The organism is Klebsiella sp. V115_8 (assembly GCF_029967715.1).
GTDB classification, from domain to species: Bacteria; Pseudomonadota; Gammaproteobacteria; order Enterobacterales; family Enterobacteriaceae; genus Klebsiella; species Klebsiella quasipneumoniae.
Genome location: NZ_JASCAR010000022.1, coordinates 18642 through 41489, shown reverse-complemented (window position 1 = coordinate 41489; position 22848 = coordinate 18642). Strand labels below are relative to the sequence as shown.

The window sequence follows — 22848 nt, the reverse complement described above, 5'->3', positions numbered from 1 at the left end:
CTGTTCCTTCCAGTCTGTTAGTTAATTTCAAAATCAAGGTCTAATTCGTCGTCGGCTTTGGCGTCAGACGATTTCTTTTTAGCCAGCGCTTTCAGCACAATGACGCAGGCGGCGCTGACGCAGGCGCCGACCAGCAGCGCGGCGATAAAGCCGAGTTTGCCCTGGACCACCGGCAGCACGATGAGCCCGCCCCAGCCGGCGTAACACTGGGCGCCCAACAGCGCCGCGGTGACGCAGCCGCTGGCCGCGCCAATCATATTGGCCGGAATAACGCGCAGCGGGTCGGCAGCGGCAAAGGGAATCGCCCCTTCGGTGACCCCGACGCAGCCCATCACCAGCGCCGCTTTGCCGGTTTCCCTCTCTTCGGCGGTGAAATATTTGCGGCCGATCAGCGTCGCCAGTCCCATCCCCAGCGGCGGTACGGCGATGCCGACGGCGGCGATAGCCACTACGCTGTAGACCCCCTGTGAAACGCAGATCAGCATGAAGGCGTAGGCCACTTTGTTCACCGGGCCGCCCATATCAAACGCCAGCATCAGGCCCATAATGATGGCCAGCACCACGATGCTGCCTTCGCGCATGCCCTGCAGCCAGTTGGTCAGGTTTGCCGTGAGCGCGCCTACCGGTTCGCCGAGCCCCCACATCATGATCCCGGCAGTAATAAAGGTGCCGATGATGGGAATAATGAATATCGGCATCACCGAGCGCAGCACCTTGTGGACCGGTATTTTTTTCAGGTAATAGACCACCAGACCGCCGATCATCCCAGCGATCAGCGCGCCAAAGAAGCCGGCGCCGAAGCTGTTACCTACCCAGGCGCCGATGGCGCAGGGGGCCAGCGCGGCGCGGTCGGCGATGGAGTAGCCAATGTAGGCGGCGAGAAAAGGGACCATCAGCGTCAGGCCGGCGACGCCAATATCAAACAGTTTCTTCAGGTTGGGATCGGTGGCGGCATCCGGAACCGCACCTTTGCCATACAACATGACGGACACCGCCAGCAGGATCCCGCCGGAGACCACGAAGGGGATCATATGTGACACGCCGGTCATCAGATGCTGGCGAGTATTTTTTAGTATTTGCACCAGTTCGTTCATTGCTTGCTCCTGAGCGCTGTAGGGCCCGTGACAGTATTGATGGCTCAACATTAGAAAAAGGGCGCCGCATAAAACAGTAGAGAAAAAGTGCATTTACTGGATATTTGTAAGGTTAGAAAAGAATTGCGATCCACCTCAAATCTTAGTGATGACAGGAGGAGTGAGCGCTAAAAGGGTGGAATTGTGATGGCGGGCATAAAAAAGTATCGTGTGTACAATAGTCCAGTAATTGCCAGTTTTGTCACCTAGTCCACTTGACCATCTTTCATTACCTTTTGGGGAATTAATGGATTACTCAGGAGGAAGGCGATGGCTCTGGTCATTGAATTTACATGTGATTTGCCCAACGGCGTGCATGCGCGTCCGGCCAGTCTGGTCGAAACGCTGTGTAACCGTTTTTCATCGGCAATTGAGTGGCGGAACCTGCGCTGCGATACCGGTGGCAATGCCAAAAGCGCGTTGGCGGTCATCGGCACGAACACCCTGAAGGGCGACACCTGCCAGCTGCTTATCAGCGGCGAAGATGAAGCCGAGGCTTACGCCGCGTTAACGGCCTTTCTGCGTGATGAATTTCCTCACTGCGACGCGCCGCTGCCTACGGCACAAGCGCTGGACGTCCAGCCGGTGCCGGAGTCACTCTCACGCCTGAACCCGACGCTGTTCCATGCCAGTCCGGTCTGCGCCGGCAGCGCGGGGGGCAGACTCATCCATCTAAAATCCCGCGATTTGCACGAGCTTGGCGCACTGCCCGTCGCCAGCAGTCCTGAACAGGAGCAGGCGGCACTGGATAACGGCCTGCGCCTGCTGGTGAAAGATATCGAACTGCGGCTGCTGGACAATGACGGTACCGCCAGCGCGATACTGGAAGCTCACCGTTCGCTGGCGACGGATGCCTCGCTGCGCCAGCATCTGCTCGGCGGGATCCTCACCGGTCTCAGCTGCGCCCAGGCGATCGTCGCCACCAGCGACCACTTCTGCGCCCAGTTCCGCGATTCCGGCAGCAGCTATCTGCAGGAGCGAGTGCTGGATGTGCGCGATGTCTGCTTCCAGCTGTTGCAGCATATCTACGGCGAAGCCCGTTTCCCGGCGCCGGGTCAACTGCGGGAAGCCGCCATTTGCCTTGCCGACGAACTCACCCCCAGCCAGTTCCTCGAACTGGATAAAACGCATCTCAAAGGGCTGCTGCTGCGCAGCGGCGGCACTACGTCGCACACCGTGATCCTTGCCCGCTCATTCAATATCCCGACCCTGGTGGGGGTTGACCTCGACGCACTGTTGCCCTGGGAGGATACCCAGGTGCAGATCGACGGCAACGCGGGGCTGCTGGTGGTCGACCTGAGTCCGGCGGTGGCGCGCTACTATCAGCAGGAGTCGTGGGTTCAGGCGCAGATCCAGCAACAGCAGCAGGTATGGCTGGATAAGGCGGGGCAGACGGAAGACGGTATCCGCGTCGAGATCGCGGCGAACATCGCCCATTCGGTAGAGGCGGTGGCGGCCTTCAACAACGGCGCGCAGTCGGTTGGCCTGTTCCGCACGGAGATGCTCTATATGGACCGGCCCGGCGCGCCATCGGAAGACGAACTCTACAACATTTTCTGCCAGGCGCTGGAGCCTGCCGCCGGGGGCAGCATTATCGTGCGGACTATGGATATCGGCGGTGATAAGCCGGTGGCCTACCTCAACATTCCGGCGGAAAATAACCCTTTCCTCGGCTACCGCGCGGTGCGCATCTATGAAGAGTACCAGGCGCTGTTTCATACTCAGCTGCGGGCGATTCTACGCGCTTCGGCGCACGGCTCGCTGAAGATCATGATCCCGATGATTTCCTCAATGGAAGAGATCCTGTGGGTGAAAGAGCGGTTGGCGGAGGCCAAACAGTCGCTGCGCGTCGAACAGATCCCGTTTGATGAAAAAATCCCGCTGGGCATCATGCTGGAGGTGCCGTCGGTGATGTTCATCATCGATCAGTGCTGCGAAGAGGTGGACTTCTTTAGCATCGGCAGCAATGACTTAACGCAGTATCTGCTGGCGGTCGATCGCGATAATGCGAAAGTGACGCGCCATTACAACAGTCTCAACCCGGCCTTCCTGCGTGCGCTGGACTATGCCGTGCAGGCGGCGCACCGGCAGGGGAAATGGATCGGCCTGTGCGGCGAGCTGGGGGCCAAAGGTTCGGTGCTGCCGCTGCTGGTCGGCCTCGGCCTGGATGAACTGAGCATGAGCGCGCCGGCGATCCCGGCGACCAAAGCGCGTCTGGCGCAGCTGGACAGCCGCGCCTGCCGTCAGCTGCTGAATCAGGCGATGCAGTGCCGTACTTCGCTGGAAGTGGAGCATCTGTTGGCCCAGTTCCGCATGCGCCAGCAGGATGTGCCGTTGATTAGCCGCCAGTGCATCACCCTCAACAGCGACTGGCGCAGCAAGGAGGAGGTGCTGAAGGGGATGACGGATAACCTGCTGCTGGCCGGGCGCTGCCGCTATCCGCGCAAGCTGGAGGCCGATCTCTGGGCCCGCGAGGCGGTGTTCTCCACCGGGCTGGGCTTCAGTTTTGCCATTCCGCACAGTAAATCCGAGCATATTGAGCAGTCGACCATTAGCGTCGCCCGCCTGGCGCAGCCGGTGAAGTGGGGTGATGAAGAAGCGCAGTTTGTGATTATGCTGACGCTAAACAAGCATTCGGCGGGCGACCAGCATATGCGCATCTTCTCGCGCCTGGCGCGGCGCATTATGCACGCCGAGTTCCGCCAGGCGCTGGTATCCGCAGAGAGCAGCGAGGCTATCGCGCAACTGCTGCGCCGCGAGTTGGAGTTGTGATCGGTTATCCGGCCCGCGCCGCTGGCCGGAGCCCGTGGATGCTGGTGGAGGTGGCGACGGGCCTCTCCCTATGTGCTCCCGGTGCCAGGAGAGACTTAACGCAGAAGACATATCGGGAGCGCCATCTGCCCGGACATAACACAGAACAACCGTTTTTCCGGGGCGAAACCGTTGCAAACTGATAACTATATCGATTAATCCGGCTCTGACCGTCAGTCGGCCCGCGCAAGCGCCGCACCGCCGGGCGATGGCATCAGGCGCGGAGACGATTTTGTGCCGGGTGGCGGCTGCGCCTAACCCGGCCTACTTACTCCATTATCGTGCCTTTTGTAGCCCAGGTCAGCCGTAGCGCGACCTGGGAGCGGCCGGGATAATTATGCCAAAATTGCTTTGCAGACGGCGTCGCTGACCTGCTGCGTTGACGCGCTGCCCTGCATATCCGGCGTCTTCGGCCCGCTGGCGATCGTCTGCTCAATTGCCGCCAGGATGCCGTTGTGCGCAGCGTGATAGCGCGCATCGCCGTTCCCGAGAAAATCAAGCATCATCGCCCCGGCCCATATGGTGGCGATCGGATTGGCGATATTTTTCCCGTAGATATCCGGCGCTGAACCGTGAACCGGCTCGAACAGCGACGGGAAGGTGCGCTCCGGGTTGAGATTGGCCGATGGCGCAATACCGATGGTACCGGTGCAGGCCGGGCCAAGATCGGAGAGAATATCACCGAACAGATTGGAGCCGACGACCACGTCAAACCGCTCCGGCTGCAGCACGAAGCGGGCGCAGAGAATATCGATATGCTGCTTGTCCCAGCGGATCTCGGGATAGTTTTTGGCCATCTCCTCCACCCGCTCATCCCAGTAGGGCATGCTGATGGCCAGCCCGTTGGATTTCGTCGCCGAGGTCAGCGTTTTGCGTGGGCGGCTTTGCGCCAGCTCGAAGGCGTAGCGCAGGATACGGTCAACGCCCCGGCGGGTAAAGATCGACTCCTGAATCACCACTTCATGCTCGGTGCCTTCATTTGCGCGCCCGCCCAGAGCGGAATATTCGCCTTCGGTGTTCTCGCGCACCACGTAGAAATCGATATCGCCAGCCTTTTTCCCCGCCAGCGGGCAGGGGACGCCGGGGAACAGGCGCACCGGGCGCAGGTTGACGTACTGATCGAACTCGCGGCGGAACTTCAGCAGCGACCCCCACAGCGAGATATGATCCGGGACGGTATCCGGCCAGCCGACGGCGCCAAAGTAGATGGCGTCGAACCCCTGTAACTGCTCGCGCCAGTCGTCCGGCATCATCTTACCGTGATGAGCATAATATTCGCAGCTTGCCCACTCCATCTGCTCGAAGCTCAGCGCCAGATCCCACCGTTGCGCGGCGGCTTTCAGTACGCGGATCCCTTCAGGCAGGACTTCTTTGCCAATTCCGTCACCCGGGATGGCGGCAATACGACAGGTTTTTTTCATTCCGGTTCTCACTTTTTAGCGATGATGTTTGACCACCTGCTTATCCTATAATTGACTGATTCATAATTAATCACGCTAACTGGTGAAACATAAAACACAGATCATGAATAATCTGCCGCTGCTGAATGATTTACGCGTTTTTATGCTGGTCGCCCGCCGGGCCGGGTTTGCCGCCGCCGCTGAGGAGCTGGGCGTATCGCCGGCTTTTGTCAGCAAGCGGGTTTCGCTGCTGGAGCAAACCCTGAATGTGATGTTGCTTCACCGGACCACCCGCCGGGTCACCATTACCGAAGAGGGAGAGCGGATCTACGAGTGGGCGCAGCGCATTCTGCAGGATGTCGATGAGATGATGGACGAGCTCTCCGACGTGCGTCAGGTGCCGCAGGGAACGCTGCGGATTATCAGCAGCTTCGGCTTTGGCCGCCGGGTGGTGGCCCCCGCGCTGTCGGCGCTGGCGCTTCAGTACCCGCAGCTGGAGCTGCGTTTTGATGTTCAGGACCGGCTGGTGGATTTAGTCAATGAAGGGGTGGATCTCGATATTCGCCTCGGCGACGATATCGCGCCGAATCTGATTGCCCGCCAGCTGGCGCGCAATCACCGCGTGCTCTGCGCGTCGCCGCAGTTCCTCGCCCGCCATGCGCCGCCGAAACAGCTGAGCGATCTGGCGGCTCTGCCGTGCCTGGTGATTAAAGAGCGGGATCATCCGTTCGGCGTCTGGCAGCTGCATAGCAAAGAGGGCCAGCACGCCATCAAAGTGACCGGGCCGCTGTCGTCCAACCATGGCGAAATTGTTCATCAGTGGTGTCTGGACGGGCAGGGGATTGCGCTCCGTTCGTGGTGGGACGTCAGGGAGAATATCGCCAGCGGGCATCTGGTGCAGGTGCTGCCGGACTACTGGCAACCGGCCAACGTCTGGGCGGTTTACGTCTCCCGCCTGGCGACGTCGGCTAAAATTCGCACCACCGTGGAGTTTCTGCGCCACTATTTCCAGCAACACTATCCGCAGCATGAGCCGACGGCCAGGGCCGTCGGCAAAGACGATTAAACCCCAAGGCGGTCGCGCAGGCTGTAGTAGGCGGCGCCCATCGCGGTAAAGGGGATACGCAGGCTGCGGCCGCCCGGGAACGGGTAGTGCGGCAGTTTGGCAAAGGCGTCGAAACGCTCGGCGTCGCCGCGCAGCAGTTCCGAAATCAATCGTCCGGCGAGGTGGGTACAGGTGACCCCATGCCCGCTGTAGCCCTGCATGTAGTAGATGTTGCTATCCAGGCGACCAAACTGCGGCATCCGCGACAAGGTCAGCAGGAAGTTGCCCGTCCAGCGGTAGTCAATCTTCACCCCCTGCAGCTGTGGGAAGGTTTTCAGCAGCTTTGGCATAATTAGCCGCTCCACATCGTCCGGGTCGCGGGCGCCGTAGACCACGCCGCCGCCGTACAGCAGGCGGTTGTCGCCGGTCAGACGGTAGTAGTCCAGCAGGTAGTTACAGTCTTCCACACAGTAGTTTTTCGGGATCAGCGAGCGGGCGACCTCCTCCGACAGCGGCGCGGTGGTGACCACCTGGGTGCCGCACGGCATGCTGCGCTTCGCCAGCTCCGGCTCCAGTTTGTCACCGAGATAGGCGTTGCCGGCGATGATCACATAGCGGGCAGTGACCTGGCCGCGGGCGGTGCTGACCACTGCCGGGCTGGTGTGCTGGATGCGGGTGACCGGCGACTGCTCATACACCCGGCCGCCGTTCAGACGAATAGCGTCCGCTTCGCCGATGGCGAGGTTGAGCGGGTGAATATGGCCGCCGCTGTGGTCGAGCAGGGCGCCGACGTAGCGGTCGCTGTCCACTTCGCGACGAATCGCCTCTCTGTCCAGCAGCTCCAGCTGCGTGTTGCCGTAGCGCTCCCAGTTGGCTTTCTGTTCTTCCAGCGTCTCCAGCTGTTTATGGTTCATCGCCACGAACAGGCCGCCCGGTCGGTAATCGCACTGGATCTGATAGCGCTGGATGCGTTCGCGGATAATATCGCCGCCTTCGAACATCATGCTGCCGAGCATTTTCGCCGCATCCGGGCCGTAGTTTTTTTCAATCACGTCGATATCGCGGCTGTAGGAGTTAACCAGCTGACCGCCGTTGCGGCCGCTGGCGCCGAAGCCGATGCGCGCCCCTTCCAGCACCACCACGTCGTAGCCCATTTCGGCAAGATGCAGGGCAGAGGAGAGGCCGGTGTAGCCGCCGCCGACGACGCAGACGTCGCAGCTTATCGATTCGTCCAGCGTCGGAAAGGGTTCATATTTGTTGGCGCTGGCGGCGTAATAGCTGGTGGTATGTTCGGTCATGATTAAGACTCCAGGGCAATCCAGATGGTTTTCAGTTCGGTGAATTTTTCCAGGGCGTGCAGCGACTTATCGCGCCCGTTGCCGCTCTGTTTGTAACCGCCGAAGGGGACGGTCATATCACCATCGTTATAGTTGTTGACGAAGACCGAACCGGCCTTCAGGCGGCGGCTCATGCGGTGGGCGCGTGAGAGATCGCGAGTCCATACCGCGGCGCCGAGGCCGTAGTCGCTGTCGTTGGCAAGCCGCAGGGCTTCGTCTTCGCTTTTGAATCGCGTCACCACCAGCACCGGGCCGAAGATCTCTTCCCGGCTGAGGGTGGAGGCCGGGTCGACGTCAATGAAAATGGTCGGGCCGACGGCGGCAGGCCATGGATTTTTCCGCCCGTCGAGGAACAGGGTGCTTTTACTTTCGCCGCCGCGAATAAAACTGTGCACGCTGTCGGCATGGGTGTTGTCAATCAGCATGCCCATGGTGGTGTTTGGGTCGAGCGGGTTGCCCGGCTGCCAGTGTTGCGCTTCGGTTTTCAGTCGCGCCAGGAACTCGTCGGCGATGCTCTCCTCCAGCAGCAGGCGGGTGCCGGCGATGCACACCTGGCCCTGGTTGTAGAAGATGCCGCCGGCGGTGGCGCTGACCGCTTTTTGCAGATCCGGGCAGTCGGCGAAGACGATGTTGGCGCTCTTGCCGCCCGCTTCCAGCCACACGCGCTTCATATTGCTGTCGCCGGCGTCTTTCAGCAGTTGCTTGCCGGTGCGGGTGGAGCCGGTAAAAGTAATGACCTCCACGTCAGGATGCAGGGCGAGCGCCTGTCCGGCCTCGTGACCAAAGCCGCTGACCACGTTCAGCACGCCGTCCGGCAGGCCAGCCTCTTTCGCCAGCCCGGCGAGGCGCAGGGCGGTGAGCGGCGATTTTTCCGACGGCTTAAGGATCACGCTGTTGCCTGCCGCCAGCGCCGGACCGAGCTTCCAGCAGGCCAGCAGCAGCGGGAAGTTCCATGGCACCACCGCGGCGATGACGCCAATCGGTTCGCGGACGATCATCGCCAGCTCGTTGCTGCCGGTGGGGGCCACTTCGCCATAGACTTTATCCAGCGCTTCGGCATACCAGCGGATGGCGCGGGCGGCGCCGGGAATATCGTCGCGCAGGCTGTGGCGAATCGGTTTGCCGGTATCCAGCGTTTCCAGCAGCGCCAGCTCTTCGCGGTGGGCCTCCATCAGGTCGGCGAAGCGTGTGAGAACCGCTTTACGCTGCGCGGGGGCGGCCTGTGACCAGTCGCCGTTATCAAAGACCCGGCGCGCGGCCTTCACCGCCAGCTCGACGTCGGCTTTTTTGCCGCGGGCGACATGGGCTAACGTTTGCTGCGCGGCAGGGTCAATGGTTTCAAAGGTGGTATTATCGACCGCGGCGCAATATTCGCCGTTAATAAATAATCGTGTTTCAATGGCCAGGCTTTTCGCTTTTTCCTGCCAGTAAGCCAGGTGCTGAAAATTCATCATGACTCCTTAAAAACATTATCGGCAAATTAATCATTTCGGCGTTTTCAGGCTGCACGGGGGCGCTGCGCCAGGCGCAGGGCATCGTGAATCCCCGGAGTTGAATACCGTTTTATTGCCCTAAATTTCGGCAGGTTGTCTGCATGCCGAATAATTCAGGGACGAGTCGCCATTCACGGCGTTAATTATTTCAGGGCCAGCAGGAAATAGGATTCCCTTCCGGCACAAACGTTATGACGGCGAGTTTTTCGCGGCGACGAAAATAAAATTTCCGCCGTCGCAGGTCTGAAGAAAGCCTGAACCTCGTTCAGGCTAACTATTCAGAATGTGGTGGGGGTGTGGGCACTGATGATGCGGCAGATGCCTGCCGAGGTGTTGCTGAAGCTGTGCGGGATGCCGGTGTTAATGGCATAGCTCTGTCCAGCCACCAGGTGGTACGACTGACCGTTAATGGTCAGCACGATCTCCCCCTCCAGTATGGTGCCTATCTCCTCACCCTGATGCTTAATCCTCTCCCCGGTCGTGGTTCCAGGCTGGTAAGTTTCAAAAATCATCGCCAGCGTACGGTTCGGATTTCCGTTATGAACCAGCTTCATGGAAACGCCCTGACTGCCCATTTCGATAAGGTCATCCTGATTAATGACCACCTGGGGTTCGTCCGGCTTTTCGGGTTCAGAAAAGAATTCCGAGAGCGACAGCCCATAGACTTTCAGCAGCTTTTGCAGCGTACTGATGGCGGGACTGACTTTGTCCTGCTCTATGGTGCTGATGGCACTATGTGTTAACCCAGACAGTTCGGCGGCACGACGCTGCGAGAGACCCAGCTGTTGGCGGATCTCTGACAGACGTTTCCCTGGCGCCAGTCCGTCATCGCTCATATTTGCATTTCCTTAACGGTAGTGGTCAGCGCCGCCGCTTTTCAGCATGATGGCCCTGACAGGCGGTGATAAAACCATCAAACAACATACGCGACAGGGCGTATTCGCTACTGTTCCATTCAGGATGCCACTGTACGCCCAGCGCGAAAGGGTGATCGTTCACGCTGACCGCTTCCACCAGTCCATCCGGCGCTCGCGCCTCCACGCGCAGCTGCGGACTCAGGGTTTTTGCCCCTTGTCCGTGTAGCGAGTTTACCCAAAACGTGTTGCAGCCCGGTATCAATTGCGACAGCAATCCTCCTTCCTGAACCTCAACCTGATGGGACGGGGCATACTGCTGCTCGACGGGCAGTTCAGGATCTTCGCGATGCTCCAGCAGCTCAGGCTGCTCGAACAGACGACGATACAGAGTCCCACCGGTGGCGACAACCAGTTCCTGCAGTCCACGACAGATGGCGAAAATGGGGATGCGCCTTTCGAGTGCGGCGTTAATCAGCGCCATGCTCAGAAGATCACGCCCGGGGTCGGCGTCAGGCTCATCGCCGTTTTCACCATAAAGGTGCGGCTGCACGTTACTGGGGCTGCCTGGCAGGTATATCCCGTCCAGTTTATCGACTAACGCGTTCAGCAGCTCCGGCTCCGCCAGCGCATGCGGCAGGGCGATCGGCAGTCCGCCGGCGTTAACAATTGCATTCAGGTACTTTTCTTGCAAGGTCTGGGTCTGGTGACCCTTAAGCCTGTTTCTACACATCACGACGCCAATAACTGGCTTGTACATTATATTTTCCATGATCGCCCTCACAAAGTGGACTAAATTATGACCGCTATAGCGGGTTTAACGGCCATATCGTTCAATATTTTCTCAATCTAGCAGTGGAAATAGCCCTTTGCAAACTTAATTTAACATTTGACAAACAATTTATTTGCATACACAGTCGATGGGGTGGACATTATATTTAACGGTCTGAGTGCAGGACCGAAACCAAACCAACGGCGGTGAATCATGGAAACCAATATCGTAGAAGTTGAGAATTTTGTTCAGCAAACGGAAGAGAGACGGGTCAGCGCGTTCGCGAAAGAAGTGAAGCGCTACCTCGAAACCTACCCTGATACCCAATATGTCGATGTCCTCCTCACTGACCTGAACGGCTGCTTCCGCGGCAAGCGCATCCCCGTTGCCGGCCTGAGCAAGCTGGAGAAAGGCTGTTATTTTCCGGCCTCGGTGTTTGCGATGGATATTCTCGGCAACGTCGTGGAAGAGGCCGGTCTGGGCCAGGAGATGGGCGAGCCGGATCGCAGTTGCATCCCGGTGCCCGGTACCTTAACGCCTTCAGCGGCCGATCCGCAGTCGATAGCCCAGGTACAGCTGACCATGGTTGATGAAGATGGCGCTCCCTTTGACGTTGAGCCGCGGAACGTACTCAACCGCCTCTGGCAGCAGTTGCGCCAGCGCGGGCTGTTCCCCGTGGTAGCGGTAGAGCTGGAGTTCTATTTACTGGACCGCAAACGCGATGCCGAAGGCTACCTGCAGCCGCCGTGCGCGCCGGGCACCGACGATCGCAACACCCAAAGCCAGGTCTACTCGGTCGATAACCTGAACCACTTTGCCGACGTGCTCAACGACATCGACGAGCTGGCGAAACTGCAGCTGATCCCCGCCGACGGCGCGGTGGCCGAAGCCTCGCCGGGCCAGTTTGAAATCAATCTCCACCATACCGATAACGTGCTGGACGCCTGCGATGATGCGCTGGCGTTAAAACGTCTCGTGCGTTTAATGGCGGAGAAGCATAAGATGCACGCCACTTTTATGGCCAAGCCTTATGAAGAGCATGCGGGCAGCGGGATGCATATCCACATCAGCATGCTGAACAATAAAGGGGAAAACGTGCTGGTGGACGGCGACGGGGAAGACTCCGCGCTGCTCAAACGCGCGCTGGCCGGGATGATCGATCTGATGCCGGCCTCGATGGCGCTGCTGGCGCCGAACGTGAACTCGTATCGCCGCTTCCAGCCGGGGATGTATGTCCCGACGCAGGCTTCCTGGGGCCATAACAACCGTACCGTGGCGCTGCGGATCCCGTGCGGCGAGCGGCAGAACCACCGTGTGGAGTATCGCGTGGCGGGAGCGGACGCCAACCCGTATCTGGTGATGGCGGCGATTTTCGCCGGTATCCTGCACGGGCTGGATAACCCTCAGCTGCCTTTGCAGGAAGAGGTGGAAGGTAACGGCCTGGAACAAGAAGGGCTGCCGTTCCCGATCCGTCAGAGCGACGCGCTGTGGGAGTTTATGCAGAACGATCACCTGCGTGAGCGTCTCGGCGAGCGTTTCTGCCACGTTTTCCATGCCTGCAAGCATGATGAATTATTGCAGTTTGAGCGTCTTATCACAGAAACTGAAATTGAGTGGATGTTGAAAAACGCCTGATGGTCGCCCCGCGAGGGGCGCATGAGTTGAGTCATGAGTAGCATCATACGGCCTGAGCGGAGCCTGGTCGTCCTTTTTGCTGGGAGCCCAGCCATTTCCCGGATGTCGCGTTAAGGAGCGCAGGCGGCAACGGGGCTTCAGTTAACGACACAGTGTGTGACGAGGAAATGAGATGATGCAGATGTTCAAATATCCGCAGGGAGAGGGAGGCCGCTCAGGCCGCATTGGATGCCAGCCAGCAACCGCTCACCGGTCCGTCTTACCCTTTTATTTATGCCTTACCCCCTTGCTAAGCAGGTTTGTCACGCGAACGTTGTGCCCGCAAACTGTTATCCGCAAGGGGGGAATGGTCGATGGCAATTAATCTTCCTGCGCATAACGCCGCTCAGGCGGGCAGACCGCGTCTGCGTAAATCCCTCAAACTCTGGCAAGTGGTGATGATGGGGCTCGCCTATCTGACGCCGATGACGGTGTTTGATACCTTCGGCATTGTCTCCGGCATCAGCAACGGCCACGTCCCGGCGTCGTATTTGCTGGCGCTGGCTGGCGTGCTGTTCACCGCCATCAGCTACGGCAAACTGGTGCGCCAGTTCCCTGAAGCCGGCTCCGCCTACACCTACGCGCAAAAATCCATCAGCCCGCACGTCGGCTTTATGGTCGGCTGGTCGTCGCTGCTGGATTATCTGTTCCTGCCGATGATCAACGTCCTGCTGGCGAAGATCTATCTCTCGGCGCTGTTCCCGGAAGTGCCGCCATGGGTGTGGGTGGTGACCTTTGTCGCCATTCTGACCGCCGCGAACCTGAAAAGCGTTAACCTGGTGGCCAACTTCAACACCCTGTTCGTGCTGGTGCAGATCTCGATTATGGTGGTGTTTGTCATTCTGGTGGTCCAGGGGCTGCACAAAGGCGAGGGGGTAGGGACCGTCTGGTCGCTGCAGCCGTTTATCAGCCAGAATGCGCATCTGATCCCGATTATTACCGGGGCGACCATCGTCTGCTTTTCGTTTCTCGGCTTCGACGCGGTGACCACGCTGTCGGAAGAGACGCCTGACGCCGCGCGGGTGATCCCGAAGGCGATTTTTCTCACCGCGATGTACGGCGGCATTATTTTCATCGTCGCGTCGTTCTTTATGCAGCTGTTTTTCCCGGATATTCATCGCTTTAAAGACCCGGACGCCGCGCTGCCGGAGATTGCGCTGTACGTGGGCGGCAAGCTGTTCCAGTCAATTTTCCTCTGCACCACCTTTGTTAACACCCTGGCGTCCGGCCTGGCGTCCCATGCCAGCGTCTCCCGTCTGCTGTACGTGATGGGCCGCGATAACGTCTTCCCGGAGCGCATTTTCGGCTATGTGCATCCGAAATGGCGCACCCCGGCGTTGAACGTGATTATGGTGGGTATTGTCGCGCTGTCGGCGCTGTTCTTCGACCTGGTGACCGCCACCGCGTTGATTAACTTCGGCGCGCTGGTGGCCTTCACCTTCGTTAACCTGTCGGTGTTCAACCACTTCTGGCGGCGCAAAGGGTACAACAAAACCTGGAAGGATCGACTGCACTATCTGCTGCTGCCGATGGTCGGGGCGTTGACGGTAGGGGTGCTGTGGATCAACCTCGAGGCCACTTCCCTGACGCTCGGTCTGGTGTGGGCGGCGCTTGGTCTGCTGTATCTGGCTTATCTGACCCGACGCTTCCGTAAACCGCCGCCGCAGTTCGATGCCGCCAAGGCGGAGCAGGCCTGGGAGTCCTAGAGCCTGACGCAGAAACCGAACAAAGGCAGGCCCGCAGGCCTGCCTTTGTTATGGCATCGGTAAGGGACAGTACAGGATGGTAAAGAAATCAGCAGAAAACGGCGGAGAACGGAAGGTATTATTTCTTCTTTTTATGGACAGGTAACTGACTGGCGCGCCGCTCTTTGAGGTACGACACCAGACTGTAGATGGCGACGCCCAGCAGCGCCACCGCGACGATAAAGAGAATAAGACCCGACATAGACCAACCTAAAATTCTGTTTAGAAAGGGAAAAAGATACAGGGCTCAGTTGAAGATAACATCGGGATATGTCTGAAAGATGACGCCTCATCGCGGGAATATCCGCCGCAGGGGTTGTGATAAAATATTTCCCGCAGGAATGTGACAGCCTGGGTTTCAGCTGAAAGGGCGTAACACTCCGTTAAGTGATTTTACAGAAGTGCGGCCAGCAGCGGGTTACGCTGACCGCGAATTAGAATGATCTGAGAGCAAGACATGTATAAGAAAACCCTCAGCCTGCTGGGCGTGGCGCTGGCGCTGACGGCCTTCGCCAGTCAGGCTGAAAATGAACGTCAGGCGATCCGCGAGCGGATCGTGGAGCAGGTCCTGAAACCGTGTGAAGGTAAAAAAGCGGGCGATAAGGTGGTGATCACCGATCGCCGCGGCGGTGAGCACGAGGCGATCTGTACCCTGGCGGCGGTTCCACTGCCGGAGTGAGTTAGCGATATCGCGGCGCCGGTTGCCCGGTTCGCGCGCTGGTAAACAGCGCCAGTCGCGTCTGCTCGAAAGCCTCCCACAATCCCAGGTCATGCACGGGCGGTAAGGTGACCTTTTCCCCCATCTCCAGTCCTCTGAGGGCGGCGTCAACCAGATCCTCGGTGGTCATGACCGTACCGGTGGGCAGGGCGTCCAGCGCCACGCCGGAGGTCGGCCACAGATCGGTGGCGGTCGCCGCCGGCAATACCGCCTGAATACGCACGCCGCTGTCGGCAAACTCATCCTGCAGGCCACGGGTAAAGCTCAACACCCACGCTTTGCTGGCGCTGTAGACCGCGCTGCCCGGCAGCGTATGCAGCGCGAGAATAGAGGCAATATTGATCAGCGTTCCGCGGCCCCGGGGAGCGAAAGCGGCCAGCGCGGCATAGCTCAGGCGCAGGAGCGCGGTGGTGTTGAGCGTATGAATCGCCTGGTGCTCGCGCGGCGTACTGGCGAGAAAGCCCGCCATTTTTGCCGTGCCGGCGTTGTTGATGAACAGGTCAATGGAGGGATCGTGCTGCAGACGCTGCTCCACGGCTTCAATGCCTTGCTCCTCGCTCAGGTCGGCCTTGACGATGCTGGCCCGGATGGCGTAGCGCGCCTGCAGCTGCCCGGCGAGCGCCTGCAGCCGATCTTCACGGCGGGCGGCGAGGATCAGATCGTAGCCGCGAGCGGCGAGTCGTTCGGCATAGATCGCGCCGATACCTGAGGAAGCGCCGGTGATAAAAGCAGTGTGCGATGACTGGGACATGAGTATTGCCTCTTAAAAGGTTGCATTATTAAACCAAATTCAGCATGAGACACTTGGTTTAATAATGCAACCATTTTGCCGGGCTTTTTTTATTTTTGCCTGCCGCGGGCAGCGATTAGTCGTTCAGCGGAACGGCGATGGTGATATCCGCCGGGGCCAGCTCACGGCCATCCGCCGCCTGCAGGACCAGTTTACGCAGGGGCTGGCGCTGCTGGCGGTCAATAAGCCGGGTTGCCGGTTCGTCAGGATCGAACAGATAGTCATCCGCCCACTGGGAAAGGGCGACCAGCACGGTCTGCAGGGCGCGGCCCTTATCCGTCAGGACGTACTCCTGCCAGGCGCTGCCGTCGGAGGCCGGCTGCAGACGCAGGATGCCTTCATCCACCAGCATTTTCAGGCGTCCGGCGAGCATATTTTTGGCAATGCCGAGGTTTTTCTGGAATTCACTAAAACGGCACGCCCCGCGCAGGGCATCGCGGACGATAAGCAGCGACCACCAGTCACCGATAACGTCGAGGGAGCGGGCGACAGGACAGCAGCTGTTTTCAAGACGGGTACGTTTCACGAAAGCCTCCGGGTTAGTTGTTTCATTATAAAACTATTTGGTCGGCAGAGGAAATTTTCGGCGGCGGTCTAAGTTTGCGAGCGAATGCCAGGAAAAATGGCATAAATCCGTCACAATTAACCCGATGATAATAAATGACTAAGGATGAAGGGATGAAAAAACGTCTACTCGCCGCCGCCGTAGCCGGCGCGGTCATGTTATCCGCCGGCGCTCTGGCGCAGGACACGGCCGCCCCGGAGGGGTATCAGCTGCAGCAGGTGCTGATCATGAGTCGTCACAACCTGCGCGCGCCGCTGGCCAATAACGGTAGCGTGCTGGAGCAGTCCACCGCCAAAGCCTGGCCGCAATGGGATGTGCCGGGCGGCCAGCTGACCACCAAGGGTGGCGTGCTGGAGGTGTATATGGGCCACTATATGCGCGAATGGCTGGCGCAGCAGAAGCTGGTGACCAGCGGCGAGTGCCCGCCGGAAAACGCCGTTTACGCCTACGCTAACAGCCTGCAGCGCACCGTCGCCACCGCGCAGTTCTTTATCACCGGCGCGTTCCCGGGCTGCGGCATTGCGGTGCATCATCAGCCGCAGATGGGCACCATGGACCCGACCTTCAACCCGGTTATCACCGACGACTCCCCGGCGTTTCGTGAGAAAGCGCTGCAGGCGATGGAAAAAGAGCGCCAGGGGTTGCAGTTGACCGAGAGTTACAAGCTGCTGGAGACGATGATCGATTACCGCAACTCGCCCTCCTGCAAAGAGAAGCAGGTCTGTTCCCTGAGCGAGGGTAAAGATACTTTTAGCGCCGGTTATCAGCAGGAGCCGGGGGTGTCCGGGCCGCTGAAGGTGGGCAACTCGCTGGTGGACGCCTTCACCCTGCAATATTATGAAGGCTTCCCCAAAGACCAGGTGGCGTGGGGGGAGATCGCCAGCGATAAGCAGTGGCAGGTGCTGTCGAAGCTGAAAAACGGCTATCAGGATAGTCTGTTTACTTCGGTGGCGGTGGCGCAAAACGTGGCCAAGCCGCTGGTCAACTATATCGATAACGCGCTGGTGGGCGAGGGGGCCAGCAAGGCGAAAGTCACGCTGCTGGTGGGACACGACTCGAATATTGCCTCGCTGCTGACGGCGCTGGACTTTAAGCCCTATCAACTGCCCGGCCAGTATGAGCGCACGCCTATCGGCGGCAAACTGCTGTTTCAACGCTGGCACGACAGCGGCAGCAACCGCGATCTGATGAAGATTGAGTATGTCTACCAGAGCACCGAGCAGCTGCGTAACGCCGACCCATTGACGTTGCAGACCCCGCCGCAGCGGGTCACGCTGGCGCTTAACGGCTGCCCGGTCGATGACCAGGGTTTCTGCCCGCTGGAGACCTTTAAAAAGGTGATCAACGAGGCGGCGAAATAACGAAAAAAACCCGGAGCAATCCGGGTTTTTTAGCAGGTTAGGGTGAGACTCGGCAGGGATAAACGTCCTAAACGTTTTTACGCTCAATCGTCTGTTCACCCCAGAACAGCGCATCTTTATCGGTTTTGGCAAAGGCCAGCGCCAGCACTTCGTCGCTGCCTTCCTCCCAGATTTGCTCCGCCAGTTTTTCATCATAGTGGGCGACTTCGAAAATCGCCTCGGCGATCTCCGGCGAGGTGTTACGTAAACTTGCCCATTCGCCGACGCGATGTGCTTTTGCTTCTTGAGTTGGCATAGTGCTCCTCCTGCGGAAGATTAGCCGTGCAGTTTAACGGCCAGTTTGGCGACATGTTCACCCTGATAGCGGGCGATGGCTAACTCTTCCTCGCTTGGCTGACGCGAGCCGTCGCCGCCGGCAATAGTGGTTGCGCCATAAGGCGTCCCGCCGCGGACCTGGGAGATATCGAACAGCTCCTGGGCGCCGTAGCCGATCGGCACGATGATCATGCCGTGGTGGGCCAGCGTCGTCCAGGTGGAGGTAATGGTTTGTTCCTGGCCGCCGCCGGTGCCGGTTGAGCTGAATACGCTGGCGATCTTGCCATACAGCGCGCCGGATGCCCACAGGCCGCCGGTCTGATCGAGGAAGGTGCGCATTTGTCCGGACATATTGCCGAAACGAGTCGGGGTACCAAAGATGATGGCGTCATACTCAGCCAGTTCCTGCGGCGTAGCGACAGGCGCGTTTTGCGTTTTACCGCCTGCTTTGGCAAACGCTTCTGCCTGCATGGTTTCCGGCACGCGCTTCACAACCACCTCAACGCCGTCCACCCGGTTCGCCCCATCGGCGACGGCGTGAGCCATGGTTTCAATGTGTCCATACATGGAATAATAAAGCACCAGAATTTTAGCCATTTCCATCACTCCTCGGTTGCATTATAAGCCAGCCAAATAGCTGGTACCTTTAAAGATAAAGCCTCTGCCGAAGAGTGCAAATCCAACGGGCATTTATTTGATTTATAACAAAATGACAAAGCATTATTTACTTTTCCTTGCGCAGCGCGGCCTGAGCGGCGGAGAAGCGGGAAGCGATGCCTCCGCCATTCTGGCCGGTGCGGCGAGGATGTAGCATCAGGATACATTTTCGCTAACTATTTTTTCTTCGTCAGCAGAGGAGGTTAGCGCCATCCCGCGGCGCGAGGGGATTTTTTTCGCCAGGCTTTGTTTCTGAATGTGACATTTGCCATCGTCAGCGGCAGTCATTCACTAACCTTATAGATACGCGGCAGGACAGCGGCGTCGCCGCTCCCGCGTAATGCACTATGATGTCTAACCTAATGGAGGTCAGTAATGGCAAACCATCGTGGCGGTTCTGGCAACTTTGCTGAAGACCGTGAAAGAGCATCAGAAGCAGGACGTAAAGGTGGCCAGCATAGCGGGGGGAATTTTAAAAATGACCCTCAGCGCGCCTCAGAGGCTGGTAAAAAAGGGGGTAAAAACAGTCACGGTAGTCGTGAGAGTTAACGCGCGACTCGCACTGTTCTCTTTGATGCGGTGTTAATCTCCCCGACCCAACCGCATCGCCCTCGCCGCCGGCATCAGCCGGCGGTTTTTTTTAGCAGTCGGAGGTTGCGCTCCCGCCGGGCCGATTGCACACTGGTCGCCCGTTAATCGTCATGGCTGTTTTATGTCTTCGTTAAAATTCTCCGTTAGCCGCCAGGAAGCGCTCCTTATCATGATCACCATGTTCTGGGGAGGGACCTTCCTTGCCGTGCAGTATGCGGTCAGCCTCAGCGGGCCGCTGTTTTTTGTCGGCCTGCGTTTCGCGACCGCCGCGCTGGCGGTGGGTCTGCTCTCGCTGCGCACCCTGCGCGGTATGACATGGCTGGAGGTGAAGGCGGGGGTGGCGATTGGCGTGGCGATTGCGCTGGGGTATGGGCTGCAGACCTGGGGACTGCAGTCGATCTCCAGCAGTAAGTCTGCCTTTATCACGGCGATGTATGTGCCGCTGGTGCCGCTGCTGCAGTGGCTGTGCCTGGGTCGTATGCCGGGGGTGATGTCCTGCGTGGGGATTGTGCTGGCCTTTATCGGTTTGATCCTGCTGGCCGGGCCGGAAAACAATCTGCTGGCGCTTGGCGTGGGGGAGATGATCACGCTGGCGAGCGCGCTGGCGATTGCCGCGGAGATTATCCTTATCAGCGCCTGGGCCGGGAAAGTGGATGTTCGGCGGGTGACGGTGGTGCAGCTGGCGACCGCGTCGCTGGTGGCTTTCGCCGCCATGAAGCCGGCCGGTGAGTCAGTGCCGCCGTTGACGCCGGCGCTGCTCGGCGTGGCGCTGGGGCTGGGCATTTTCAGCGCGATCATTCAGGTGACCATGAACTGGGCGCAGCGCAGCGTCTCGCCGACGCGGGCCACGCTGATCTATACCGGCGAACCGGTGTGGGCCGGTATTTTTGGCCGGTTGGCCGGTGAGCGTCTGCCGCTGCTGGCCCTCCTCGGCTGCGTCTTTATCCTCGCGGGGGTGCTGGTGAGCGAGCTGAAGTGGAAGCGCAAACCGCCGCCGCAGATGTCAACGAATAACGATGCGCAGCCGCTCCCGGACCTAGCCGATCGTCGCGAGCCGTAATCTTTCCTTCTGTCCCGGCAGCGGCGCTTATTCTGCCAGGCAAATGGCGAGGTTCCATCAGGCCATATCCCTCAGCCGTTGTACCCGTCCTGGTGCCGGATGGCGGCATAACTGCCTTCTCCGGCCTACATAACCATCTCTATATCAGTTGGTTAACTCTCATCGTAGGCCCGCGCAAGCGCAGCGCCGCCGGGCGATGGCATCAGGCACGGCGGCGCTTTTATGCCGGGTGGCGGTTGCGCCTTACCCGGCCTACGTTCGTACGACCTGCCGTTAATTTATTCACCATTGTTGCTGAAACTGCCGGTGCTGACGGCCTCAAAATCGCTGAGACGTTCCCGGAAGGCCGGGGCAGCCCGCATGGATGCGGGCTGAGGGCCGTGTTTTGCATGGACGCTGCCTCGGCCCGACCCGAAGCCTGCAGGGATAAGTCGAAGGGACCACGCAGTGGCGATTTTGCTGGCCGGAGCCCGGGGGTACAGGGGGCGGCGGCGACTGGCCGCCCCCTGTGCGCTCCCGGCGCCATGAGAGACATAACGCAGAAGACATATCGGGAGCGCCATCTGCCTGGATATAACCCAGAACAGCCGTTTTTCCGGGGCGAAACCGTTGCAAACCGATAACTGTATCGACTTATCCGGCCCCCACCGCTCCCTGCGCCAACGCCGCGCTAATGTGGCTTAAACCGGCGTTACCCTGGCCTCCTTCGCCTCACGCGTCCCGCGATGAAGCAGCGCGTGCAGCAGGATCGCCCCGAAGGTGGCGGTACCAATCCCGCCCAGCGTAAAGCCGCCCAGCGACAGCGCGAAATCGCCGGCGCCCAGCACCAGGGTCACAGACACCATGATCAGATTGCTGTTCTGGCTGAGGTCGACGCGGTTTTGCACCCAGATCCGCGCCCCGGCGACGGCGATCAGGCCAAAGACCACGATCGAGGCGCCGCCGATCACCGGCCCGGGAATGGTGTGGATTAATGCGCCGAATTTCGGCGAGAAGCCCAGCAGCATGGCAATCAGCGCTGCGGCGACAAACACCAGCGTCGAGTAGACCTTGGTCACCGCCATGACGCCGATGTTCTCCGCATAGGTCGTGACCCCGCTGCCGCCGACCGAGCCGGAGAGCATGGTCGCCAGACCATCGCCGACGAAGGCGCGCCCCATGTACGGATCCATATTGCGCCCGGTCATCCCGGCGACGGCCTTCAGGTGGCCGAGGTTCTCGGCCACCAGGATCACCGCGACCGGGGCAATCAACATCATCGCCTGGCCGTTAAAGGATGGGGTGGTAAAGTGCGGCAGCCCGAACCACGCCGCCTGGGCGAGGGGAGAGAAGTCCAGCGGTTTGCCGAGGCCAAAGCCGTTAGCCAGCAGGGCGTACAGCGCGCAGGCGACGATCAGGCCGACCAGGATCAGCAGACGCTGCAGCATCCCGCGGGTAAATACCGCGACTATGCCGATACAGAGCACGGTTAACACCGCCATCCAGCTGTCGAAGGCGCTGGCGGAGACGCTGCGCACGGCAATCGGCGCCAGGTTCAGGCCGATAGCCATCACCACCGCCCCGGTCACCACCGGCGGCATCAGGCGCTCGATCCAGCGGGTGCCGATCTTCATCACCACCAGACCGATCAGGGTATAGACCAGCCCGCAGGCGATGATCCCGCCAAGGGCGACGCTGAGGTGAGGGTTGAGTCCCTGGCCGTTAAAGCCGGTAATGGCGATCACCACCCCGACAAAGGCGGCGCTGGAGCCGAGATAGCTCGGCACCCGTCCGCCGGTGACGACAAAGAACAGCAGGGTGCCGACCCCCGACATCAGTATGGACAGGTTTGGGTCGAGCCCCATCAACAACGGCATCAGCACCGTCGCGCCGAACATCGCAACGGCGTGCTGCACGCCCATCACCAGCGTTTGCCCGGCCGATAAGCGTTCATCGGGCGCGACAACGCCGGATTCGGCGGCGGGGGAGGTCAGCTTCCAGCGAGGAAAATCGAAGAGTGCCATGATGATATCCCGGGTTAAAGGTTAACAAGCGGGTCGCATAAGCGTGTGATAGCCGCGGTCAAACCACATCAGACCCCGGGGTTCCGGGTGACGGGAAATGGCCACGACGTGACAAAACAGAATGTCGTGCGTGCCGACGCTGACGCGCTGGTCGATGCGGCAGTCAAAGTTGACCAGCGCCGCCTCCAGCCGCGGGCAGCCGGTGGCGCCGGTCTGCCAGTCGGCGGCGGCAAAGCGCTCGTCCATCGCCGTTTTACCGCCAAACAGCGTTGACAGCGCCTCCTGTCCCGCCGCCAGGGTATTGACGCACAGCGTGTGGTGTTCGCTGAACACCGGCCACACGGAGGCTGAGCGGTTCAGACAGACCAACAGGGTCGGCGGGGTGTCGGTCACGCTGCAGACCGCGCTGGCGGTAAAGCCCGCCCGGCCCGCCGGGCCATCGGTGGTAATAATGTTAACCGCGGCGCCGACGCGGGCCATGGCGTCACGAAAACTCTCTTTGTCCGCTAACTTCATCGCCAACT

Annotated in this window: 22 protein-coding genes; 8 read left to right on the top strand and 14 right to left on the bottom strand. The window is 59.7% G+C overall.

Annotation, left to right across the window (positions count from 1 at the left end; genetic code table 11):
- Positions 1-17: 17 nt before the first annotated feature.
- Positions 18-1094 carry a PTS fructose transporter subunit EIIC gene (locus QLG03_RS06280; protein ID WP_023289077.1) on the bottom strand — a complete coding sequence of 359 codons (1077 nt, stop codon included), beginning with the start codon at positions 1092-1094 and terminating at the stop codon, positions 18-20.
- A 309-nt stretch (positions 1095-1403) separates the two neighbouring features.
- On the opposite strand from QLG03_RS06280, the gene ptsP reads away from it, so the two are divergent.
- Positions 1404-3905 (top strand): phosphoenolpyruvate--protein phosphotransferase, encoded by a 2502-nt coding sequence (ptsP, locus tag QLG03_RS06275; RefSeq protein WP_255988077.1) that lies wholly within the window; start codon positions 1404-1406, stop codon positions 3903-3905.
- 374 nt (positions 3906-4279) lie between these two features.
- On the opposite strand, the gene QLG03_RS06270 is transcribed toward ptsP, so the two are convergent.
- A complete protein-coding gene (locus tag QLG03_RS06270) occupies positions 4280-5365 on the bottom strand; it encodes a tartrate dehydrogenase (protein WP_048334639.1) in 1086 nt (361 codons plus the stop codon).
- 82 nt (positions 5366-5447) lie between these two features.
- On the opposite strand from QLG03_RS06270, the gene QLG03_RS06265 reads away from it, so the two are divergent.
- Positions 5448-6410, top strand: a complete 963-nt coding sequence (locus QLG03_RS06265) for a LysR substrate-binding domain-containing protein (protein WP_072096457.1) — start codon at positions 5448-5450, stop codon at positions 6408-6410.
- On the opposite strand, the gene QLG03_RS06260 is transcribed toward QLG03_RS06265, so the two are convergent.
- From QLG03_RS06260 to puuD, 4 genes are all read right to left on the bottom strand, one after another.
- Positions 6407-7687, bottom strand: coding sequence for an FAD-binding oxidoreductase (locus tag QLG03_RS06260; protein WP_049014899.1), 1281 nt, complete (start codon positions 7685-7687; stop codon positions 6407-6409). The genes QLG03_RS06265 and QLG03_RS06260 overlap by 4 nt on opposite strands.
- A gap of 2 nt (positions 7688-7689) precedes the next feature.
- The gene (gene puuC / locus QLG03_RS06255; RefSeq protein ID WP_032455303.1) at positions 7690-9177 is read right to left on the bottom strand and encodes an aldehyde dehydrogenase PuuC; all 1488 of its coding nucleotides are present in this window, start codon (positions 9175-9177) and stop codon (positions 7690-7692) included.
- Between the two features lie 320 nt (positions 9178-9497).
- Positions 9498-10055, bottom strand: coding sequence for an HTH-type transcriptional regulator PuuR (gene puuR / locus QLG03_RS06250; protein WP_002898590.1), 558 nt, complete (start codon positions 10053-10055; stop codon positions 9498-9500).
- Positions 10056-10080: 25 nt separating this feature from the next.
- Positions 10081-10833 (bottom strand): gamma-glutamyl-gamma-aminobutyrate hydrolase, encoded by a 753-nt coding sequence (puuD, locus tag QLG03_RS06245; RefSeq protein ID WP_072199196.1) that lies wholly within the window; start codon positions 10831-10833, stop codon positions 10081-10083.
- Positions 10834-11058: 225 nt separating this feature from the next.
- Between puuD and QLG03_RS06240 the strand changes: the two genes are divergently transcribed.
- Both QLG03_RS06240 and QLG03_RS06235 read left to right on the top strand, forming a co-directional pair.
- On the top strand, positions 11059-12480 hold the full coding sequence (locus tag QLG03_RS06240; protein WP_002898595.1) for a glutamine synthetase family protein: 1422 nt from the start codon (positions 11059-11061) through the stop codon (positions 12478-12480).
- 353 nt (positions 12481-12833) lie between these two features.
- On the top strand, positions 12834-14225 hold the full coding sequence (locus QLG03_RS06235; protein WP_023289089.1) for an APC family permease: 1392 nt from the start codon (positions 12834-12836) through the stop codon (positions 14223-14225).
- 118 nt (positions 14226-14343) lie between these two features.
- On the opposite strand, the gene QLG03_RS06230 is transcribed toward QLG03_RS06235, so the two are convergent.
- Positions 14344-14466: a small membrane protein gene (locus QLG03_RS06230; RefSeq protein ID WP_002898600.1), complete on the bottom strand. Its 123-nt coding sequence runs from the start codon at positions 14464-14466 to the stop codon at positions 14344-14346.
- A gap of 255 nt (positions 14467-14721) precedes the next feature.
- On the opposite strand from QLG03_RS06230, the gene QLG03_RS06225 reads away from it, so the two are divergent.
- Entirely contained in the window at positions 14722-14943 is a 222-nt protein-coding gene (locus QLG03_RS06225) for a hypothetical protein (protein ID WP_023289090.1), read from the top strand.
- 1 nt (position 14944) lies between these two features.
- On the opposite strand, the gene QLG03_RS06220 is transcribed toward QLG03_RS06225, so the two are convergent.
- Both QLG03_RS06220 and QLG03_RS06215 read right to left on the bottom strand, forming a co-directional pair.
- Positions 14945-15733 carry an SDR family oxidoreductase gene (locus tag QLG03_RS06220; RefSeq protein WP_255988072.1) on the bottom strand — a complete coding sequence of 263 codons (789 nt, stop codon included), beginning with the start codon at positions 15731-15733 and terminating at the stop codon, positions 14945-14947.
- A 115-nt stretch (positions 15734-15848) separates the two neighbouring features.
- The gene (locus QLG03_RS06215) at positions 15849-16298 is read right to left on the bottom strand and encodes a helix-turn-helix domain-containing protein (protein WP_023289093.1); all 450 of its coding nucleotides are present in this window, start codon (positions 16296-16298) and stop codon (positions 15849-15851) included.
- 152 nt (positions 16299-16450) lie between these two features.
- Between QLG03_RS06215 and agp the strand changes: the two genes are divergently transcribed.
- The gene (gene agp / locus QLG03_RS06210; RefSeq protein WP_048334649.1) at positions 16451-17698 is read left to right on the top strand and encodes a bifunctional glucose-1-phosphatase/inositol phosphatase; all 1248 of its coding nucleotides are present in this window, start codon (positions 16451-16453) and stop codon (positions 17696-17698) included.
- A gap of 67 nt (positions 17699-17765) precedes the next feature.
- Here agp and QLG03_RS06205 read toward each other — a convergent pair whose 3' ends face one another.
- From QLG03_RS06205 to QLG03_RS25305, 3 genes are all read right to left on the bottom strand, one after another.
- Positions 17766-17993, bottom strand: a complete 228-nt coding sequence (locus QLG03_RS06205; RefSeq protein ID WP_008805934.1) for a YccJ family protein — start codon at positions 17991-17993, stop codon at positions 17766-17768.
- Between the two features lie 20 nt (positions 17994-18013).
- Positions 18014-18610, bottom strand: a complete 597-nt coding sequence (wrbA, locus tag QLG03_RS06200; protein ID WP_002898704.1) for an NAD(P)H:quinone oxidoreductase — start codon at positions 18608-18610, stop codon at positions 18014-18016.
- Positions 18611-18826: 216 nt separating this feature from the next.
- On the bottom strand, positions 18827-18958 hold the full coding sequence (locus QLG03_RS25305; protein WP_048334651.1) for a hypothetical protein: 132 nt from the start codon (positions 18956-18958) through the stop codon (positions 18827-18829).
- Between the two features lie 87 nt (positions 18959-19045).
- On the opposite strand from QLG03_RS25305, the gene QLG03_RS06195 reads away from it, so the two are divergent.
- Together QLG03_RS06195 and QLG03_RS06190 are read left to right on the top strand one after the other, a co-directional pair.
- Positions 19046-19219, top strand: coding sequence for a general stress protein (locus QLG03_RS06195; RefSeq protein ID WP_002898708.1), 174 nt, complete (start codon positions 19046-19048; stop codon positions 19217-19219).
- A 163-nt stretch (positions 19220-19382) separates the two neighbouring features.
- Positions 19383-20321 carry a DMT family transporter gene (locus QLG03_RS06190; protein ID WP_044522006.1) on the top strand — a complete coding sequence of 313 codons (939 nt, stop codon included), beginning with the start codon at positions 19383-19385 and terminating at the stop codon, positions 20319-20321.
- A gap of 680 nt (positions 20322-21001) precedes the next feature.
- On the opposite strand, the gene rutG is transcribed toward QLG03_RS06190, so the two are convergent.
- A complete protein-coding gene (gene rutG, locus QLG03_RS06185; RefSeq protein ID WP_008805937.1) occupies positions 21002-22324 on the bottom strand; it encodes a pyrimidine utilization transport protein G in 1323 nt (440 codons plus the stop codon).
- Positions 22325-22345: 21 nt separating this feature from the next.
- The gene (rutF, locus tag QLG03_RS06180; RefSeq protein WP_255988068.1) at positions 22346-22840 is read right to left on the bottom strand and encodes an NADH-dependent FMN reductase RutF; all 495 of its coding nucleotides are present in this window, start codon (positions 22838-22840) and stop codon (positions 22346-22348) included.
- Between the last annotated feature and the right edge of the window lie 8 nt (positions 22841-22848).

Coding starts and splice junctions, on each gene's coding strand:
- QLG03_RS06230 (WP_002898600.1), bottom strand. CDS start 14,466: ATGTCGGGTCTTATTCTCTTTATCGTCGCGGTGGCGCTGCTGGGCGTC.
- QLG03_RS06235 (WP_023289089.1), top strand. CDS start 12,834: ATGGCAATTAATCTTCCTGCGCATAACGCCGCTCAGGCGGGCAGACCG.
- QLG03_RS25305 (WP_048334651.1), bottom strand. CDS start 18,958: ATGACTGCCGCTGACGATGGCAAATGTCACATTCAGAAACAAAGCCTG.
- QLG03_RS06260 (WP_049014899.1), bottom strand. CDS start 7,687: ATGACCGAACATACCACCAGCTATTACGCCGCCAGCGCCAACAAATAT.
- QLG03_RS06280 (WP_023289077.1), bottom strand. CDS start 1,094: ATGAACGAACTGGTGCAAATACTAAAAAATACTCGCCAGCATCTGATG.
- QLG03_RS06205 (WP_008805934.1), bottom strand. CDS start 17,993: ATGCCAACTCAAGAAGCAAAAGCACATCGCGTCGGCGAATGGGCAAGT.
- wrbA (WP_002898704.1), bottom strand. CDS start 18,610: ATGGCTAAAATTCTGGTGCTTTATTATTCCATGTATGGACACATTGAA.
- puuR (WP_002898590.1), bottom strand. CDS start 10,055: ATGAGCGATGACGGACTGGCGCCAGGGAAACGTCTGTCAGAGATCCGC.
- rutG (WP_008805937.1), bottom strand. CDS start 22,324: ATGGCACTCTTCGATTTTCCTCGCTGGAAGCTGACCTCCCCCGCCGCC.
- rutF (WP_255988068.1), bottom strand. CDS start 22,840: ATGAAGTTAGCGGACAAAGAGAGTTTTCGTGACGCCATGGCCCGCGTC.
- QLG03_RS06190 (WP_044522006.1), top strand. CDS start 19,383: ATGTCTTCGTTAAAATTCTCCGTTAGCCGCCAGGAAGCGCTCCTTATC.
- agp (WP_048334649.1), top strand. CDS start 16,451: ATGAAAAAACGTCTACTCGCCGCCGCCGTAGCCGGCGCGGTCATGTTA.
- ptsP (WP_255988077.1), top strand. CDS start 1,404: ATGGCTCTGGTCATTGAATTTACATGTGATTTGCCCAACGGCGTGCAT.
- puuC (WP_032455303.1), bottom strand. CDS start 9,177: ATGAATTTTCAGCACCTGGCTTACTGGCAGGAAAAAGCGAAAAGCCTG.
- QLG03_RS06220 (WP_255988072.1), bottom strand. CDS start 15,733: ATGTCCCAGTCATCGCACACTGCTTTTATCACCGGCGCTTCCTCAGGT.
- QLG03_RS06270 (WP_048334639.1), bottom strand. CDS start 5,365: ATGAAAAAAACCTGTCGTATTGCCGCCATCCCGGGTGACGGAATTGGC.
- QLG03_RS06195 (WP_002898708.1), top strand. CDS start 19,046: ATGGCAAACCATCGTGGCGGTTCTGGCAACTTTGCTGAAGACCGTGAA.
- QLG03_RS06240 (WP_002898595.1), top strand. CDS start 11,059: ATGGAAACCAATATCGTAGAAGTTGAGAATTTTGTTCAGCAAACGGAA.
- puuD (WP_072199196.1), bottom strand. CDS start 10,833: ATGTACAAGCCAGTTATTGGCGTCGTGATGTGTAGAAACAGGCTTAAG.
- QLG03_RS06225 (WP_023289090.1), top strand. CDS start 14,722: ATGTATAAGAAAACCCTCAGCCTGCTGGGCGTGGCGCTGGCGCTGACG.